General features: G+C 36.0%; 14 protein-coding genes and 1 tRNA gene. 6 read left to right on the top strand and 9 right to left on the bottom strand.

From position 1 onward, the window contains the following. Window positions 1-1026 precede the first annotated feature (1026 nt). On the bottom strand, window positions 1027-1965 hold the full coding sequence (locus tag BN67_RS01565) for an ArsR/SmtB family transcription factor (protein ID WP_019222407.1): 939 nt from the start codon (window positions 1963-1965) through the stop codon (window positions 1027-1029). Window positions 1966-2663: 698 nt separating this feature from the next. Beyond that, complete coding sequence (ettA, locus tag BN67_RS01560; RefSeq protein WP_019222406.1) at window positions 2664-4313, bottom strand: energy-dependent translational throttle protein EttA; 1650 nt, start codon at window positions 4311-4313, stop codon at window positions 2664-2666. Between the two features lie 147 nt (window positions 4314-4460). Here ettA and BN67_RS01555 point away from each other — a divergent pair, with 147 nt between their 5' ends. Continuing rightward, window positions 4461-4994: a hypothetical protein gene (locus BN67_RS01555; protein WP_019222405.1), complete on the top strand. Its 534-nt coding sequence runs from the start codon at window positions 4461-4463 to the stop codon at window positions 4992-4994. A 48-nt stretch (window positions 4995-5042) separates the two neighbouring features. Then, window positions 5043-5651, top strand: a complete 609-nt coding sequence (gene pncA, locus BN67_RS01550; RefSeq protein ID WP_019222404.1) for a bifunctional nicotinamidase/pyrazinamidase — start codon at window positions 5043-5045, stop codon at window positions 5649-5651. Window positions 5652-5698: 47 nt separating this feature from the next. Here pncA and BN67_RS01545 read toward each other — a convergent pair whose 3' ends face one another. Then, a complete protein-coding gene (locus BN67_RS01545; protein WP_026088109.1) occupies window positions 5699-6751 on the bottom strand; it encodes a DUF475 domain-containing protein in 1053 nt (350 codons plus the stop codon). 335 nt (window positions 6752-7086) lie between these two features. Here BN67_RS01545 and BN67_RS01540 point away from each other — a divergent pair, with 335 nt between their 5' ends. Further along, window positions 7087-7626 (top strand): helix-turn-helix domain-containing protein, encoded by a 540-nt coding sequence (locus BN67_RS01540; protein WP_019222402.1) that lies wholly within the window; start codon window positions 7087-7089, stop codon window positions 7624-7626. Between the two features lie 392 nt (window positions 7627-8018). Continuing rightward, window positions 8019-8192 (top strand): YegP family protein, encoded by a 174-nt coding sequence (locus BN67_RS13400; RefSeq protein WP_019222401.1) that lies wholly within the window; start codon window positions 8019-8021, stop codon window positions 8190-8192. A 907-nt stretch (window positions 8193-9099) separates the two neighbouring features. Here BN67_RS13400 and BN67_RS01530 read toward each other — a convergent pair. Both BN67_RS01530 and BN67_RS14005 read right to left on the bottom strand, forming a co-directional pair. Beyond that, window positions 9100-9414 carry a hypothetical protein gene (locus tag BN67_RS01530; RefSeq protein WP_019222400.1) on the bottom strand — a complete coding sequence of 105 codons (315 nt, stop codon included), beginning with the start codon at window positions 9412-9414 and terminating at the stop codon, window positions 9100-9102. Window positions 9415-9734: 320 nt separating this feature from the next. Next, complete coding sequence (locus tag BN67_RS14005) at window positions 9735-9914, bottom strand: hypothetical protein (RefSeq protein ID WP_156791612.1); 180 nt, start codon at window positions 9912-9914, stop codon at window positions 9735-9737. Window positions 9915-10764: 850 nt separating this feature from the next. Between BN67_RS14005 and BN67_RS01525 the strand changes: the two genes are divergently transcribed. Beyond that, window positions 10765-11079: a helix-turn-helix domain-containing protein gene (locus tag BN67_RS01525; protein ID WP_019222398.1), complete on the top strand. Its 315-nt coding sequence runs from the start codon at window positions 10765-10767 to the stop codon at window positions 11077-11079. On the opposite strand, the gene BN67_RS14715 is transcribed toward BN67_RS01525, so the two are convergent. After that, the gene (locus tag BN67_RS14715) at window positions 11003-11185 is read right to left on the bottom strand and encodes a hypothetical protein (RefSeq protein ID WP_083871956.1); all 183 of its coding nucleotides are present in this window, start codon (window positions 11183-11185) and stop codon (window positions 11003-11005) included. The genes BN67_RS01525 and BN67_RS14715 overlap by 77 nt on opposite strands. Before the next feature lie 1575 nt (window positions 11186-12760). Then, window positions 12761-12837: transfer RNA gene (locus tag BN67_RS01515), tRNA-Ile, on the bottom strand. A gap of 160 nt (window positions 12838-12997) precedes the next feature. Here BN67_RS01515 and BN67_RS01510 point away from each other — a divergent pair. Further along, a complete protein-coding gene (locus BN67_RS01510) occupies window positions 12998-13735 on the top strand; it encodes an SIMPL domain-containing protein (protein WP_019222396.1) in 738 nt (245 codons plus the stop codon). Between the two features lie 39 nt (window positions 13736-13774). Here the strand turns inward: BN67_RS01510 and BN67_RS01505 are convergent, their stop codons facing one another. After that, window positions 13775-14248 carry a YcgN family cysteine cluster protein gene (locus BN67_RS01505; RefSeq protein WP_019222395.1) on the bottom strand — a complete coding sequence of 158 codons (474 nt, stop codon included), beginning with the start codon at window positions 14246-14248 and terminating at the stop codon, window positions 13775-13777. Window positions 14249-14866: 618 nt separating this feature from the next. Then, entirely contained in the window at window positions 14867-16879 is a 2013-nt protein-coding gene (gene rpoD, locus BN67_RS01500) for an RNA polymerase sigma factor RpoD (RefSeq protein WP_019222394.1), read from the bottom strand. Window positions 16880-16977 lie beyond the last annotated feature (98 nt).

Below are 16977 nucleotides of genomic sequence, written 5' to 3'. Positions count from 1 at the left end.
CTATAAGAATCCATAATCATACAAATTTCAAAACACAAGCAATACATAGGAGTTTTTTCTATGAAAAGCGAAACCATACAGAAACGATAATCATTCATCCCAAAAGCTATTACAACGAAAAGAAAATACGGAACTTCCCTTTAAAGTCATACAAATTACAATTCCGAATCTCTTTATTACTTGTCGTAATTTAACATAGCGAATGATTCTTTTCTTATAAGAAACAAAACATCACCTATTATCGTAAGAGAAAATGTCCGGCGCAAATATTTTTTTCAATCTCACTTCTTTTAATTCTTCTGAAAAGCAATAAAATTATAGTATCTTTATTTTTAAAATACTTTATTCTTTCTTTAATAATATTATACAATACTTTTATTTCAGCTGTTTGCATCCCTTTAAGCGTCCCTCTTACGAAAAACGCTACACCATTGCACAACTATTCATGTACTTTATTAATGAGAAATCTTTCTTGTTGCCAATTTCCATCTCCTTCTTTTCTCCGTAAACAGAGAGAAACGCAATTGAAAGTATCATCCTTATATTTTTAATGAAAATGCTAAACCAACAACATCATTATATTGACCTTCTCTCAATGTTGGAACAACTTTCACACTGCAACAACTCACTCAGAAGCTCTTTACCCGTTTCTTAAACAGTTTTTGTCTCCCATGAATCCTGATTGTGCCACAAAAAACATCTCAATCAGAAGGAATAAAATTAAGAAAATATTTCTTATATTAAGAATTCTTGTTTAGATTGTAAAAAGAGAGCTTATCATTATAAATTGATATATGCGTTAATGAACAAAGCCTCTATCAAACAACATGAATAACAAGAATAATGATCTCAATTCTATTAAAGAATCTTTAAGGATACGGTTTACATTCCTACCTATAAAATGATCAGAAACCCCGTACATAAAAACAGAAGACATGTGTACAAAAATGATGATAATTCAAAGATTTCCTCAACAATCACCTTTACATTTTTAAAGAAGAAAAGGAAGGACATGAACAAATATGATTATGCAAATTCTATCTTTTTGTCTTTTATATCATCTATCAATAAACGCTTATCACGAGCAAGCCAAAATGTAATCGTAAATCGTTCATTTCTTTCATTTTTCAGAGAAGCAAGACGAGTCGTTTTTTCTAAAATAAGCCCTGCATTTTTAAGCCAGTGTTCTATTTGCAAACCTGACAATTTTGGATACATATCAACATCATAGAAATGTGTAGACTCATCTTCATAATGAACAGAGTCCACAACCAGTAAACGCCCATGAGGACGCAAAACACCTGCAACCTTATAAAGAGCCATTTCAGGGTTTTCAAGAAAATGCAAAGCCCAATGCAAAAGAATCAAATCAAAAGTTTCATCTCCAACGGGTAAATGCAAAATATTGCTATCAAGAACGATTTCCATTGCACGCGTATAAAACCTTGAGAACAATTTTAAAACAGCCCCTGTCCCTATACCAATTCCCAACATTGTCTCAAAGGGTTTATCACCAACGATTTCGTGTAAAGTGTTTTCTAACGCATGATCTGCAATATATGCTAATCGCGCTCTCTCCCAATGTCTAACTTTCTGTGAGAAAACTTTCTTTTCTCTTTTTTGCCGCTCTTTTTTCACCTCCCCCAAACGTGCCAAATCATGTGCTAAGATCAAATCACTTTCAGGCAAAGCTGAAAGAACAACCATCATAATATCTTTTTCCACACAACCATGACAAAGTTTAAAATAAATCCACCTTCCCTTTTTGTAACGCTCAATCAATCGTGCCTCGCACAATAAACATAAATGCCGTGAAACAGACGACTGCGATTGACCAAGAACAAAAATGAAATCCGCAATCGTGAAATCTTCGTAATACAACAATGTCAAAATACGCAAATGATTTGCTTCTGCTATTGTCTTCAAAAGCCAAACCATTTTATCCAAACCTATCCTTTTTTTCATCAATACTCCTTACTTCTCTAATAAACATTTATTCTTATCAAAGAGAAAATCAAAAAGAAGACTTATAGTTGCACTATTTCTCTGCATGCTATTTTTTTTCAAGAGTAGCAGTGATGGGAAATTTCTAAAGAACCAATGGCCCCCTCCTCCCTGCTATGATAGCAAAAATATCTATAAAATTTGTCTCAATTTCTTTTGCCAACCCATTGCAGATGAAAACATAGACTACTATTGTATAACATATTGATAAACAATGATAATTTGTCGTTATAGAGTTAAATCATAACTACAAATATCCGAAAGATTCTCTCAATTCAAACCTCTTTATGTTGAACCAACTTTGTTCACTTGGCTTTACACCACAAGCGGAATTGGCATGTGAATACAAATGATTAAAGAGAAGGAGGAAAAATGCCTCTCATGAACCACCTTCATGCAAAGGCTGTCGCAACAGCATGAATTGGTAAATATACCATGAGCTTGTAAAAAGAATAATGGTGCCATCTTGTAACGAAGTGCACGACAAATGTCATACATCACCAGCATAAAGTATGATAACAAACCATAAAGGAGATCATCAGAATTCTATATTCTATTTTTATTTGAGAGTGATGAAAAACTTACATGATACCGCTTTGGAGTAACACCAGACCGCTCTCACCACTCTCCCAATCCAAGCGCAAATAAAACAAGAAACTCTACCGTGTGAGCGGCTTATAATTAGCACGCCTCAGATTAAGAAAATCTGGTCCAAGACGACGAACCTTATCGGCTTCATATTCGGCAAAATTGCCTTCAAACCATTCCACATGACCATCACCTTCAAAAGCTAAAATATGCGTCGCCAACCGATCAAGAAACATACGATCATGCGATATAATAACGGCACAACCAGCAAAATTTTCTAATGCATCTTCCAATGCTCCTAATGTTTCAGTATCAAGATCATTTGTTGGTTCATCAAGAAGAAGAACATTTCCACCTTCCTTTAGAAGTTTAGCCAAATGTACGCGATTACGTTGCCCCCCTGATAAATTTGCTACTTTTTGCTGCTGATCTGCCCCCTTAAAATTAAATGCACCGCAATACGCGCGACTATTCATCTCATATTTTCCTAACTTAACAATGTCATTTCCGCCAGAAATCTCCTCCCAAACTGTTTTATCTCCAGCCAATGAATCGCGACTCTGATCAACATAACTCATCTGCACAGTGTCCCCAACACGTATTTGGCCTGAATCGGGCTGTTCCTGCCCTGTTAACATTTTAAACAAAGTAGACTTTCCCATCCCATTGGCACCAATGACTCCCACAATACCACCAGCAGGAAGCTTAAAAGAAAGATCATCAATCAACACACGCTCACCATATGCTTTAGAGAGATGATCAACTTCAATAACAACTTGCCCCAATCGCTCACCAATCGGAATAATGATTTGAGCCTCTCCAGGACGGCGCTCGCGCGCAGCCTGAACCAACTCATCATAGGCTTTAATACGCGCTTTCGATTTTGCTTGCCGCCCCTTTGGACTAGAAACTATCCATTCTTGTTCACGTGATAATGCGCGCTGACGCGCAGCCTCTTCACGCCCCTCCTGAGCCAAACGTTTAGCCTTAGCCCCAAGGTAAGCAGAATAATTCCCCTCATAAGGAATACCTTTACCACGATCTAATTCTAAAATCCAACCTGTTACATTGTCGAGAAAATAACGATCATGTGTAATCAAAAGCACCGCACCTGGATATTCACGCAGATGCCTTTCAAGCCAAGCTGTCGTTTCAGCATCCAAATGATTCGTTGGTTCATCCAAAAGCAGTAAATCAGGTTTTGACAAAAGCAACTTACAAAGCGCAATCCGTCGCTTCTCACCGCCTGAAAGTTTTGTCACACTCTCATCTCCTGGTGGACACCCAAGAGCAGCCATAGCCATTTCTACTTGATTTTCTAAATCCCAAAGACTCTGACTGTCAATAATATCTTGAAGCCTTGCACTTTCATCTGCTGTTTCCTCGCTATAATTCATCATCAATTCATTATAACGCTCTATAATTTCTTGCTTGTCTGCAACACCTTCCATCACATTTCCACGCACATCCTTGCTTGTATCAAGTACAGGCTCTTGCGGCAGATAACCACAACGCGCTCCTTCAGAAAGCCATGCTTCTCCAGTGTACTCCTTATCCAACCCAGCCATAATACGCAAAATAGTTGATTTACCTGCGCCATTTGGCCCCAAAATACCGATTTTTGCATCTGGATAAAAAGACAAATGAATATTTTCTAAAATTTTCTTATTGCCATAAGCCTTATAAAGCCCAGCCATGTGATAGATAAATTGACGTGTCATGAATTTCTCTTTAATACGGTATTTAAAATGAGGACTTTACAAAAATTGCTTCTCTAAGTAGTAGTAAAAGAGGTGTTTACATTGTAGTAAAGTTTTTCGTTTTATGATATATTTTTTCTCATCTCACAAGCCCAACTACGGTTCTGAATGCAAAAAAATACTCCTTCAGAAAAGAAGAAAGTCTTTTTAGCTGTCCCTGAAACAAGCTATCAAGCATTACCTTTCTTTTCCATACCAGATATAACACTGTGTTTTTATCGTATTAAGCCGGATTATCAATGTAATATCGTACCACCTCAAAAACCTATTCTCTATGCCCCTTCTTTTTTTGTCTTCTGGGCTTTACACTACGCAGCAAAAAATCCCTCTCTTTTTTCATCAATTTTGTGTCATGGCAAACAATGGACTTCCCTCTTTACATTAATGTGGCTCAAACTGCGTCTACAAAATGACCTTCGCCGTATGGGCTCTGACGTCCCAAGCTTGATGATCGTAAAAGCCTTACACCAACATGTAGCAATAAATGACTACAGTGCACTTCCCATTGGAAAATGGTTACAATTCGTAAAAAGCTATAAAATGAATTGTAAAAGCCTAACCACACCTCTTTTTTGGCTTGATAATTATAAAAATGATAGCGATATCCATAAAATTATCTCAAAAGTTCAAGCTGAAAGATAAGCTCTTAAAATGTACCGTATAAAGTAAATCTCCTCCAGGAATATATTTATGGAAAAAAAAGCCTTAATCGTCATTGATATTCAAAATGACTTTTTACCAGGTGGAGCACTTGCGGTACCACAAAGTGACACCATTTTACCCACTGTTAATAATCTCATAGATCATTTTGATCATATCATTTTAACCCAAGATTGGCACCCCAAAAATCATTGCAGCTTTGCTTCGTCCTATCCCGAAAAAACGCCTTATGATACGATTGAGCTTGATTATGGTCCTCAAATACTCTGGCCAGATCATTGCATACAAGGAACAAAAGGGGCTGAATTTCATACATCTCTTAAAGCCGAGAAGGCACAACTGATCCTTCGAAAAGGCTGTAATAAAAAAATTGATAGCTATTCTGCCTTTTTTGAAAACAACCAAAAAACACCAACAGGCTTACAAGCCTACCTCAAAGAACACGGGTTTACAAAGCTGGTTATGTGTGGTTTAGCAACCGATTACTGTGTGGGATTTTCTGCACTTCACGCTATAAAATGTGGCTTTAAAGTCAGTGTTTCATTAAATGCCTGCGCCGGTATTGATCTCAATGGATCTCTGAACATAATCCTTAAAACAATGAACGAGTCTGGTGTAGAGCTTTTAATGGGCTCTTAAAAGATTTTCTTTCATCTTGCTTCCACAATGCATAAAAATTTCTCAACTCACTCAGATGCAGCATGTTTATTCACATGATGGCGTTTAAAACGAAGAGAAGAATAAAATGCCATTCCAATAATACAAACACCCACTAACCCTGTTAAAACCTCAGGAACCGGCAGAATAGTTTGCAAATACATAATCACTGCAAGTAATAAAATCGCGTAAAAAGCACCATGTTCCAAATAACGATAATGCAATAATATTCCCGAATCGACCAACATAATCGTCATAGAGCGAACATAAAACGCACCAATACCAAGACCAATTGCGATAATCAAAAGATTGTGTGAAAAGGCAAAAGCACCAACAACCCCATCAAAAGAAAAACTAGCATCAAGAATTTCTAGATAAAGAAAGGCCCCCGCCCCTCCTTTAAAAACTGTCGTAAAAACCGCTTTGGGAGTATCCAAAAAGGAGCTAAGAACTTCAACTCCTATAAATGTCAAAAGTCCATAAAGAGCAGAAAATACAAAAGTCATTTTATCTTCTGTCATAACCTGCCCTGAAAAAAGCAAGATTAAAGCCAAAACAATAGCAATATCAATGCCAGAAACCACCCCAAGCTTTTGAGCAGGCCTTTCTATAAAAGCAAGCCAATGCACTTCCTTTTCAGGATCAAAAAAATATTTCAACCCAACCATCATGAGGAAAGTTCCTCCAAAGGCTGCAATCCCGATATGCGCATCTGTTAAAATTGCAGCATATTGATGCGGTTCCCATATCGCTAATTTTACGGCTGCAATTGGATTAATCCCAACAGCAACCACCACCACCAGTAGCGGGAAAACAATCCGCATTCCAAACACAGCCACCAAAATACCCCATACCAGAAAACGGCGGCGCCATAACGTATCCATCTTTTCAAGAACACGCGCATTAATAATAGAATTATCAAACGACAAAGAAATTTCTAAAATTCCTAAAACACAGCAAATAAAAAAATACTTAAGAAAACCAGCAAAACTTCCCGTTTCAAACCAACCAATAGCGCCTCCCATAAGAACGCCAACAACTGTGAAAAAAAAAGCCCACTTAAAATAGGCTAATAAGGCCATGATCATTCCTCAAAATTGATTTCTTTCGTTTATATGGCACAAACTAAAAAGCTCCAACATAGTGAAGACCAAATCTACACGCAAAACGCATATCGAACTCCCTTCCTAAAAGGCAAGATAAAGAATCAGTAGCTCCTTATTTTATTAAAAATGGATACCAACCTTCAATAATATGTAACATAACAAGTAAAAAATCGCCTTTTATCCACTAAAATCAAAAAAAATAAAGAAAAATAAAACTATAAATATTGACATTACGGCATGAAGCATTAATACATACTGTGCCTTTATTGGTGAATAAGCTATACCATGATGATTACTGAGGGAGATAATTCGTGGCACGTCCTGAAACTGAATCAAAAACGATATTTGGAAAACGTTTACGTTATGTGTGCCTTGCTTTAGGGGATCCATCACGTGAAACACTGGCTAAAAGCTTTAGCATGACAAAAAACTCCATCGCTTTTTATGAACGTGGAGAAAGAGAACCCAATCTGAGTGTCCTACAAACATACCGAACACTATACGGTGTCAATATTAATTGGCTCTTAACCGGACAAGGGAAAATGTTCGATGCTGAATACACTAAAGGCAGCTTTGACTGGAACTATTTTATAAAAAAAATCGAGGGGCTTGAAGAAACACTTTTCAAAAGTGATTCTAATGAAGAACTTGATCAAGAAAAAATTGATAGCTCTTACGAGAAATTGCAGCAATATTTATCAAAACAAGGCTCATCTCATAGCCCTAATCCTAAAATGGCAACTTCTCTGATTGATATGAAAGCGAAAATGGCGAATTCCTATACCCTAAGCTTGTTTATTGATTTGCTCATCCGAAGCATATCACAAAAAGAAGTTATAGCTAATCAATAAGCATCCTTATTTCAAAAAATAGCAACACATATGAACTTTATCAGAACGGAAACAATCTTTGTTTTCTGTACTGAGGAAGTTTTGCACTCTTTATAAGATTATTTTAGAGTAAAGTAATAAAATATAAAAAAATTAATAAAAAAGAAAATATTACGAATTACATACAATAAAAAAAACAATTACTATATTATAAAGCGAAAATTCACATATTATTGACAATAAATATTTTCTTGTTAGAGAATATAGCTTTTATAGAAAGTATTTTTTTTAGAGAAAAAAAATGAAGGGGAATATATTGATTACTTGTTATAGAGACATACCTTAATCTTCATAGTCATATTAGTTGAATATTTATCCTAAATAATTATCGGATATTTTATAAGGTAAGAAGCATGTATTTTGAGGTGTTTCAAGGAGTTCACAATCAATGGTATTGGCGTTTAATGTCAAGAGACGAACAAAAAATCGCTTTTTCGAGTAAGGGCTACCCAACAAAACAAGATATTTTGATAAATATTGAGCAGATAAAAGAAATTACGCATAAAGCTCTTATTAAAGAATTGTGATTCTCATGTTCTTTACCATTAAAATAAAAGTCTTTGCTTTGTATATTTAAAGTCCTGTGCCTTACTTTTATGATAGGCAAAAGAAGATGGATTTTCTTTAATGAACAAAGATATTTGGGGGAAAGGATGCTTTGTTAACATAATTGCTAACATACATCAAATGAGATAAAGCCTCCCGCATATGCTACCTTTCTCTCCAAAACATCCATAAAGACCCTCATAAATACCATCACTCCCCCTCCCAAAAGCCTGCATCTTTTTGATAAGATAGAAGAAATATGACAGAAAACACGCAACTCATGAATTATGATCATCCCAATAAATACCCAATATTTTCTGTATATATCTTTTTCTGGTTATTTTTTTATCTGATCATTACAATCAATTTGTTCGCTTTATCTTCTAACGAACAGTCTTTTGCTATTTCTATACATCTTTTTATGCCCATTTGTTGAAGATATTCTTATAATATACTTTACTATCCAAACAAACCACTTTAAAAATTATTTTCAGCAATATAGACATTACCATAGCCAATTACATTTTCATAAACGGTCGCAGAACTCTATACGTGTATTCTTAATAACAACCTATCTACAGACTTGTAAATTTCTACTAAAGAGTGTCCTCCCATAAATTTGAATACTCGTATAAACCCAAACATGGGAATAGATTGGCGTATTGGAAAAAACCGTAACCACCACTAAACGAATCCCTGTAAAGAGAAATCAGTATTGGAAGCTAACGTGTGATGATACGAACTTACACTGTAAACATAAAAATAATCAAAGAATAATGGATTTTATGTTTTCATAAAATAAATCTCTCTCTATTCAGCCTTCTCAATCATCTTTCTTCCTATTTTCAAAACCTTGAAGACACAAATATGACCAAATTACAGATACAATCACCTTTTTTCTTCATCTTCCACTTGAACTTTTTCTTTATATTGCTTTATGACTTTCTCGTACTGTTTAACTTGCTTTTTCAGTTTTTCAATCGCTTGCTCACGTCTTTTAATCACCATACTTTGCTCTCTAATCGCCCGCTCTCTTTCCTCAGTCATCTTCATAGTCTCTCTTAAGAACGCGTGTTTCATCTTTCTTGCTTCTTCTTTAAGAGCTTTAACCTGAATACGATAATAGGAAACTGACCGAAACATGCCCCAACTGAAAAACAAAACAACAATCACCACTCCCAATAAAATTTCGTTTACACTCATTTTTATATCCTTGAATTGTCATTGAATCGATCATCTCAACGAATTTATTTTGCTTTGCCTTCAGCCAAAAAAAGAATGCAAAACACACATGCCAAGAGTCACCACTCTTGATCTCCTTATTTCTCCATAAAAACACGCTAATAAAAAACACAAAACAGAAACCACAAAAGCTATAAGAGATATAGCTTCATGCCAATTTTGCACGATATTTATTTACATAAAATACAAGAATAGAACTACGATAACAGCGTAATAAGCTCACAAAATACCCTATCCACACGTTCTTGATTCTCTTTTTTAAACACACAGAATACAAAATCCTATGCGAATCCTGTCATCATTGTGAAAGTCTCTAAACTCCCAAAAGCCTTTACTTTCACACAAAGCTTTGCACAACCATAAATCAAATGATGATTATAAATCTGAGAATTCTTGAAAACCTCAGCATTACCGTAAAAATAAAGCTTACCAAAGGCTTCAACGAAAATCACACTTACCAAAACACAATCATAAAATTCCGTACCACTGTTAACATATGCATTTTCATTAACCTTAGAATTACAGAAAATTCTTACCTTGTATCGTAAACATACAACCTACTATAAAACCGCATACCACAATATGTTTGAGTATAAATACAAACGATGCTGAAAATAGAAACCACACAATATATCTGTGCACTCTTATGAACACAGATATTATTGCAAACACAAACATCATGATAAATGAGGCACTATCAAAAACTCATCCATCCTCAATAAAACACCACAGCCTATATTGCATTCCAGCAAACCATAACTTCTATAATTAAAATGACCCTCATGCTCTATAAATGCACCAATTATGTTTTCAAAACCTTTTAATGCCCACACACATATGATACCAAATAGTAATCTCATCTATAAAAACAAAAAGGAAAATCAGCACTTTTTGCTCACGAATTCATATGCTTATTTACAGCCGCAACCCTTTTCCTTAAGATTGTGAAACCTCATTATGCCCACACACTGCCTTTATGTAAGAAATTTCTTATAAATGCCAATGTTGGAGTATATCTTGATTTATAGTGCAGCTGCGTATACCATTAGTATACATCTCATAAGAATACGAATGTGTGCCCTTACTTGTGGTTATACGCATACGCCCTGTCACAATCGTAGAACTAAACAACCATTTTTTACTTATTCGAACCTGAAAGTATATGGGGACATTTTGTTATTAATTAAAAACAACTCTACATCCTTCCTAAGCGAAAAATTACGCATGGATACTTTAACACTCCTTATACCATATATCCTAGATTCGCAGCGTTATAATAACGCTATAGCGTAAATGTGTAAAGGTCTAAAAATGACGAAGCCTGAAAAAGATTGGTTTAAACGCTTAATTGAATTGATAAAAAGTGATGGACGCACAATGATTGAAATAAGCAGAGCAGCGGGCTGTGGCCAAAACTATGTACAACAAATGATACATGGAGGAAAAAGGCCATCTGTGGATAAACTTATGGCTATTCTGAATACACTTGGAAATGCAAGCGCCATATACGTCATAACTGGTTTTAATATCTCCGATGAAGATTTAAAACTCATCGCTTTAATTTCGTCTGGAGACAAAAAGAAGATTGAGGCTTTAAATGTTCTGTTAACAGAGAAGAATCCGTAGAGTGTTCCACTCTTTCTAAGATCTCTTGCTTTTGAGCCGTAGTCAAAGCCTCCCATTTTACAATTATATCAGATAAAGCTGTTTCAGACTTTTTGCTATTCTTCATCATTATACTCCCTAAAGTCAAAACACTAACGCTAAAACGTTTACACCTATATCCCATACCTTTAAAAAAATATCTGCAATAGACAGTATGAAAACAATCACCTACTGTTGGTTTTTATAAAATCGGATGGAACTCTGTTAGTTATGTACCATGATGAAACAGAAAACATCGTTTTTACCAACAACACCATTGAACTCTCGCGATTCGAACCAATAACGGATCGACGTAAAAACATCTGTGGATATGTTTGAGAACTCTACATGAGAAAATTTGAACAAACTTACTTTGAAAAAACACACCACAATCTTATTCTACATAGAACTACTTATATTTTTAAATGATATCGCAAAATAAAAATATAACAATGCAATATATACAGCTCCTATGAACAGTGGCGCTGTCTACGACTCTGTGATGTACTTATCAAACGGAGTCTCCTCCCCTGGAAACCTTCCTCGAAATACTGACCTCGAGATCTATCATGAACAAAAATGGCAATACTTAAAAAGATACAACTGGTCAAGCCCCAATGATATATACACATAAGTTGCACCAATATTTACAAAAGGAATAAGAGCTTTTTGTATGGAACAAAATCGCATTTCAACATTAAACGTAAAAACAAGAAATCCTGCTTTTGGCATTTCTGCACACAATGAAAGCAACCAGCAAATAGACTTGTACAAATAGAGAAAAAATGCTTCCAAATAAACAGACAAACAAAATAGTAAAGCACAGAAACAAGCATTTTCATCGTATCACTTCAAATAACCTTATTGAATAAAATAAAAAATCTTATGGTTTGCTCTTCAAGAATCATTCAAACAGAAAAAGTGAAACAGAACTTATAAAGAGAGCCTAGAAAAAAAGATTTCCATCTCCCTAAAAAATATTTCTTAACAGAACAATAAAGATGCATATGACTATTAAATAACACAAAAGAACACCTGCAATTGCCTAAAACTCTTTGAAAGACTTGAACGAGATACTTGATCAAGAAATTTTATAAGATATTCCAACCACAACTGTAGAAAGGTTCCCCCCAACAGTAAAAGAACTTCTCGATTGAGACGAAAGAAAATATCGTTTATGTGTTATATCATTGAACTTATACGATGAATAAAACCATAGAGGCTACGTATTTTTGTATATGCGCTTGCATCACAATGAAAAAATATGCAGAAAAAAATAAATACTCTTCTAATATATTCAATGCATCCAAATACTTCAAAATTGATTTTATCAGAATGATAACACTCAGTTTTTAGAACAAGCAGAAGTAAACGCCTCAAAGAAGTCTTTCTCTTTCATGAGAGATATAAGCAGAAAAATTTAAAAATCAGTGCATTGAACTCAGAAAAGGAACAATGTCAAACTTCATACAGATGCTACGATATCGTAAATGAAAACAAATCTTCATCTCTCCTAAAGACATCACAGCTCTCTCTACAGTAAAAGAACTGATCAAGAACAACGCGCAAAAAATAAAGGAAAAATTACAAACAGGACTAGGATAAAAAAACATATCAAAAAGCAAACTGCACGGAGTTTATAAATTTCCCTATACAGTTTTAATGGTGGGCCCGGAGGGACTCGAACCCCCAACCAAGCGGTTATGAGCCGCTGGCTCTAACCAATTGAGCTACAGGCCCCACAGACTGGTTCTCTCTAAACTAAAACGCTCTATGATACAAGAGGCTACTGAAATTATAATTCATCTTTTTTATCGTTTTTTTTTCTAATGCCCTAATTTCTTTACAAGAACTTGCAAAAATGGGAAAATATCAAAAGAACGAATGTAAAGGAGTAGAAATGAAAAAAACAGTTTTTCAACCGTTAAATCATTACGCAATCAAAGCAGCTATGGTAGCGCTCACACTGCTTACCACATCGCCTACTGTACATGCTGAAGAAAGCAAAATGAAAAACACAACGATTACAGTGACTGCAACAGGTGAAAGCCAAGCAACACCAGATATGGCAATTATCAATCTAGCCGTTATTACAGAGGACAAAACGGCCCAAAAAGCATTAGCAGACAACAATAAATCTATGAATGATATTGTAAATGCTTTCAAGAACAGTGGCATTCAAGCCAATGATTTGCAAACATCGGGTTTATCTATTTATCAATTTAGCTCAGATAAACATAATGAAAAAAAAGAGAACGAAAAAATTTATCATGTTTCAAACTCTTTAACAGTGCGTATTCGTGATCTCGCCAATGCTGGTAAAATATTTGATCAAGCCATGGCACTTGGTGTCAACTCAGTGAGCGGTATTACCTTTACCAATGCAAATACAAAACCATTTTATCAAGATGCACGAAAGAAAGCCATTGCTGAAGCTATCTCAAAAGCAGAAACTATAGCAGAAGCAGCCCATTTAAAATTAGGAAAAATTATGAGAATCAATGAAAATGATGATCATTACCATCCCACACCACATCTCATGAGCAGATCAGCAAGTGCAGACTCTGCTGAGACAAATTTTTCAGGGGGTGAATTAAGCTACAATGTTAATGTTACCGTGGTATTTGCGATAGATTAAATCCTATAACATCATTAGTTATTGCGTAAAACAATCATATCACTGACCTTCACAGAGAAGACCAGTGATGTGATAAAGATAAGCTTCTTCAGAGGATAACGCATCTTCGTAAACTTCTATCTGTCCACGGACAGAAAATTCTGTTTGATGCACCGTCTGACAATTTCCAGACACTAGTGGATGCCACCATGGAAGATCTTTTCCCTCATTAATCAACCTATAGGCACAACTTTCTGGAAGCCAACGTGCGGTTTTAACCGTCGCAGCATCTAATGCTATGCAATTGGCAACAACCGATTGACGATTTGTGTAGTTACGACACCGACAGGTTTCTTTCTCTAAAAGACGACAAGCAACACTGGTTGTATAAATGTCACCAGTATCATCATCTTCTACTTTGTGTAAGCAGCAAAGCCCACAACCATCACAAAGACTCTCCCACTCAGAAGCAGAAATTTCTTCTAGTTTTTTGACTTCCCAAAAGGGCAGTTTTTTATTCATAAGTTTTGCCATCGCCTTAATAAAATCATAAAGGTAGAATAGAAAGATCCAATATTTACAATTTCATAGATTTTTATCTCTTCAAAACATGAAATATCTAAAAAAAACTTTCTCAAACCAGCTCATAAAAAATACACTTTATAAAAAACATCTCATCTGAAAAAAGAATACTTCAAAATATCTGTTACGAACAAGTATAAAAAATAACGATAACACGCTGTTTTGAATATTTTACAATCTGAAGTCTGGTAGAATATTTAAATTCCCCACAGATTAATATAAATGACTTGTCGGAACTTCCATAAGACAAAAATACTTTACCTATTCATAAGTCAATACATCTTTGTAAATAATATAAGACACCCTATCTCTGAAACTACTTACACAGAGCATAACACTTTCGCTCTCATTCCACCTCTTTGAGAAATGACCATACAAGGTCGCGCGCCCTCCCCGGTGAGAGAAAATAGTACAAATACCAAAGCAAGGAAATATTGATACCACAAACTTTCTATAGATTGTTTGCCGTCTGCCCTATACACACCCCAAAAGCATACCGAAATAATATGCTTTTCATCTACACACATCAAGAAAGGAAAAATTTTAGAAAACGCACCAATCCTATTCCTATTAAGAATCGAGAAAACTCCGCAATTTGCGTGAACGGCTAGGATGCTTCAATTTACGAAGTGCTTTTGCTTCAATCTGACGGATACGCTCTCGCGTAACGGAGAATTGCTGGCCAACCTCTTCCAACGTGTGATCAGTATTCATCCCTATCCCAAAACGCATGCGCAAAACCCGTTCTTCCCGTGGTGTTAATGAGGCAAGCACACGTGTAGTTGTATCTCGTAAATTAGCCTGAATAGCTGCATCAATCGGCAATAATGCATTTCTATCCTCAATAAAATCACCCAAATGAGAATCATCTTCATCACCAACGGGCGTTTCAAGTGAGATAGGCTCTTTTGCAATTTTAAGAACTTTCCGCACCTTTTCTAAAGGCATAGAAAGTTTACTAGACAATTCTTCCGGTGTAGGCTCCCGTCCAATTTCATGGAGAATCTGACGCGATGTACGAACAATCTTATTAATTGTTTCAATCATATGAACAGGAATACGAATAGTACGTGCCTGATCAGCAATTGAGCGCGTAATAGCCTGACGAATCCACCATGTGGCATAAGTAGAAAATTTGTATCCACGCCGATATTCAAACTTATCCACAGCCTTCATCAAACCGATATTGCCTTCCTGGATAAGATCAAGAAACTGCAACCCACGATTGGTGTATTTTTTTGCAATGGAAATAACGAGCCGCAAATTTGCTTCCACCATTTCTTTTTTTGCAATTGTTGATTCGCGTTCACCTTTTTGCACCTGCGTAACAATCCGGCGGAATTCACCAATAGAAATGGCCGTTTCTTGCGCAAGATTTTGTATTTCACTCCGCAAACGTTGTATTTCTTTCGCTTCACGTACAGAAAACTCTTTCCAACCAGATCCAGGCAAAGTTGTAATATAATTTACCCAATCGGCATCTAATTCACGGCCTTGATATGCATTTAAAAAATCTTCATGACCAATGCCATAGGCGTTAGCAATCCGTTTTAGCTTACCCTCATTATGGATCAGCCTTTTGTTAATGTCATACAGCTGCTCCACCAAGGACTCGATACGATTTTGATTCAAAGAAAGAGATTTGACAGCTTGAACCAACTCACCCTTTAATTGAATGTATTTTTTTCTCTGAGATGGCGAAAGAGCACCTTCTTTACGCTCTGCCAAACTGCTCTCAACATGCTGATCTTGTAATTTTCGTAATTTTACATAGGCTTGAGCAATAAAATCCAATGTTTCCATAACTTGAGGACAGAGTTCATTTTCCATTGCAGCCAATGACAAATTGACTTCATCATCGTCTTCATCCTCTTCCTCAATCCCCCCTTCTGCCGCAATACCCTCAATATTGCGCATACCAGAAGATATTTTATCTTCTTTTACTTTATCAACGTCACTGCGCTCAACAACAGGGGCCTGTTTTGCTTCTGGACCAGCATAAGTCATTTCAAGGTCGATAATTTCACGAAGAAGAACCCGCTGTTCTTTCAATTCCTCACGCCAGATAATAAGAGCCTGAAAAGTCAAAGGGCTCTCACAAAGCCCTGCAATCATTGTCTCACGCCCTGCTTCAATACGCTTAGCAATAGCAATTTCGCCTTCTCGTGAAAGCAGTTCAACAGCTCCCATCTCCCGCAAATACATACGCACCGGGTCATCAGTACGATCGGCAACCTCACGCTTATTCGTTGTTGTCGCAATTGCATGACTAGAGGCTTCTACGAGATCACCGCCTTCGACCGTAACCTCTTCCTCGTAATTTTCAGGATCGACTTCATCTTCATCATCCACAACATTAATACCCATCTCGGAAAACATCGCCAAGATATCTTCAATTTGTTCGGAGATAACCTCGCCAGAAGGAAGAACTGCATTCAGCTCATCCATGGTCACGTACCCTTTTTTTTGGGCAAGTTTAACCATTTTCTTGATGGCATCATCAGAAAAATCAAGAAGAGGACTATCCAAACTTGCTTGGTTCGTTACTTCCACATTATCTTTCTGTTTAACCTTTGTTGCCATACCGTAACTCCACTTGATCACTGCACAGTTTCTACGTGACCAGTTCTTTGCATTCTCACTAAACGTATCAACAATTTAAATTCCCCAAATATACTTTC

The organism is Bartonella rattaustraliani AUST/NH4, from assembly GCF_000312565.1.
Taxonomy (GTDB): domain Bacteria; phylum Pseudomonadota; class Alphaproteobacteria; order Rhizobiales; family Rhizobiaceae; genus Bartonella; species Bartonella rattaustraliani.
Note: the sequence above shows the minus strand (reverse complement) of the source record. Positions and strands in the feature narration are given on the sequence as shown.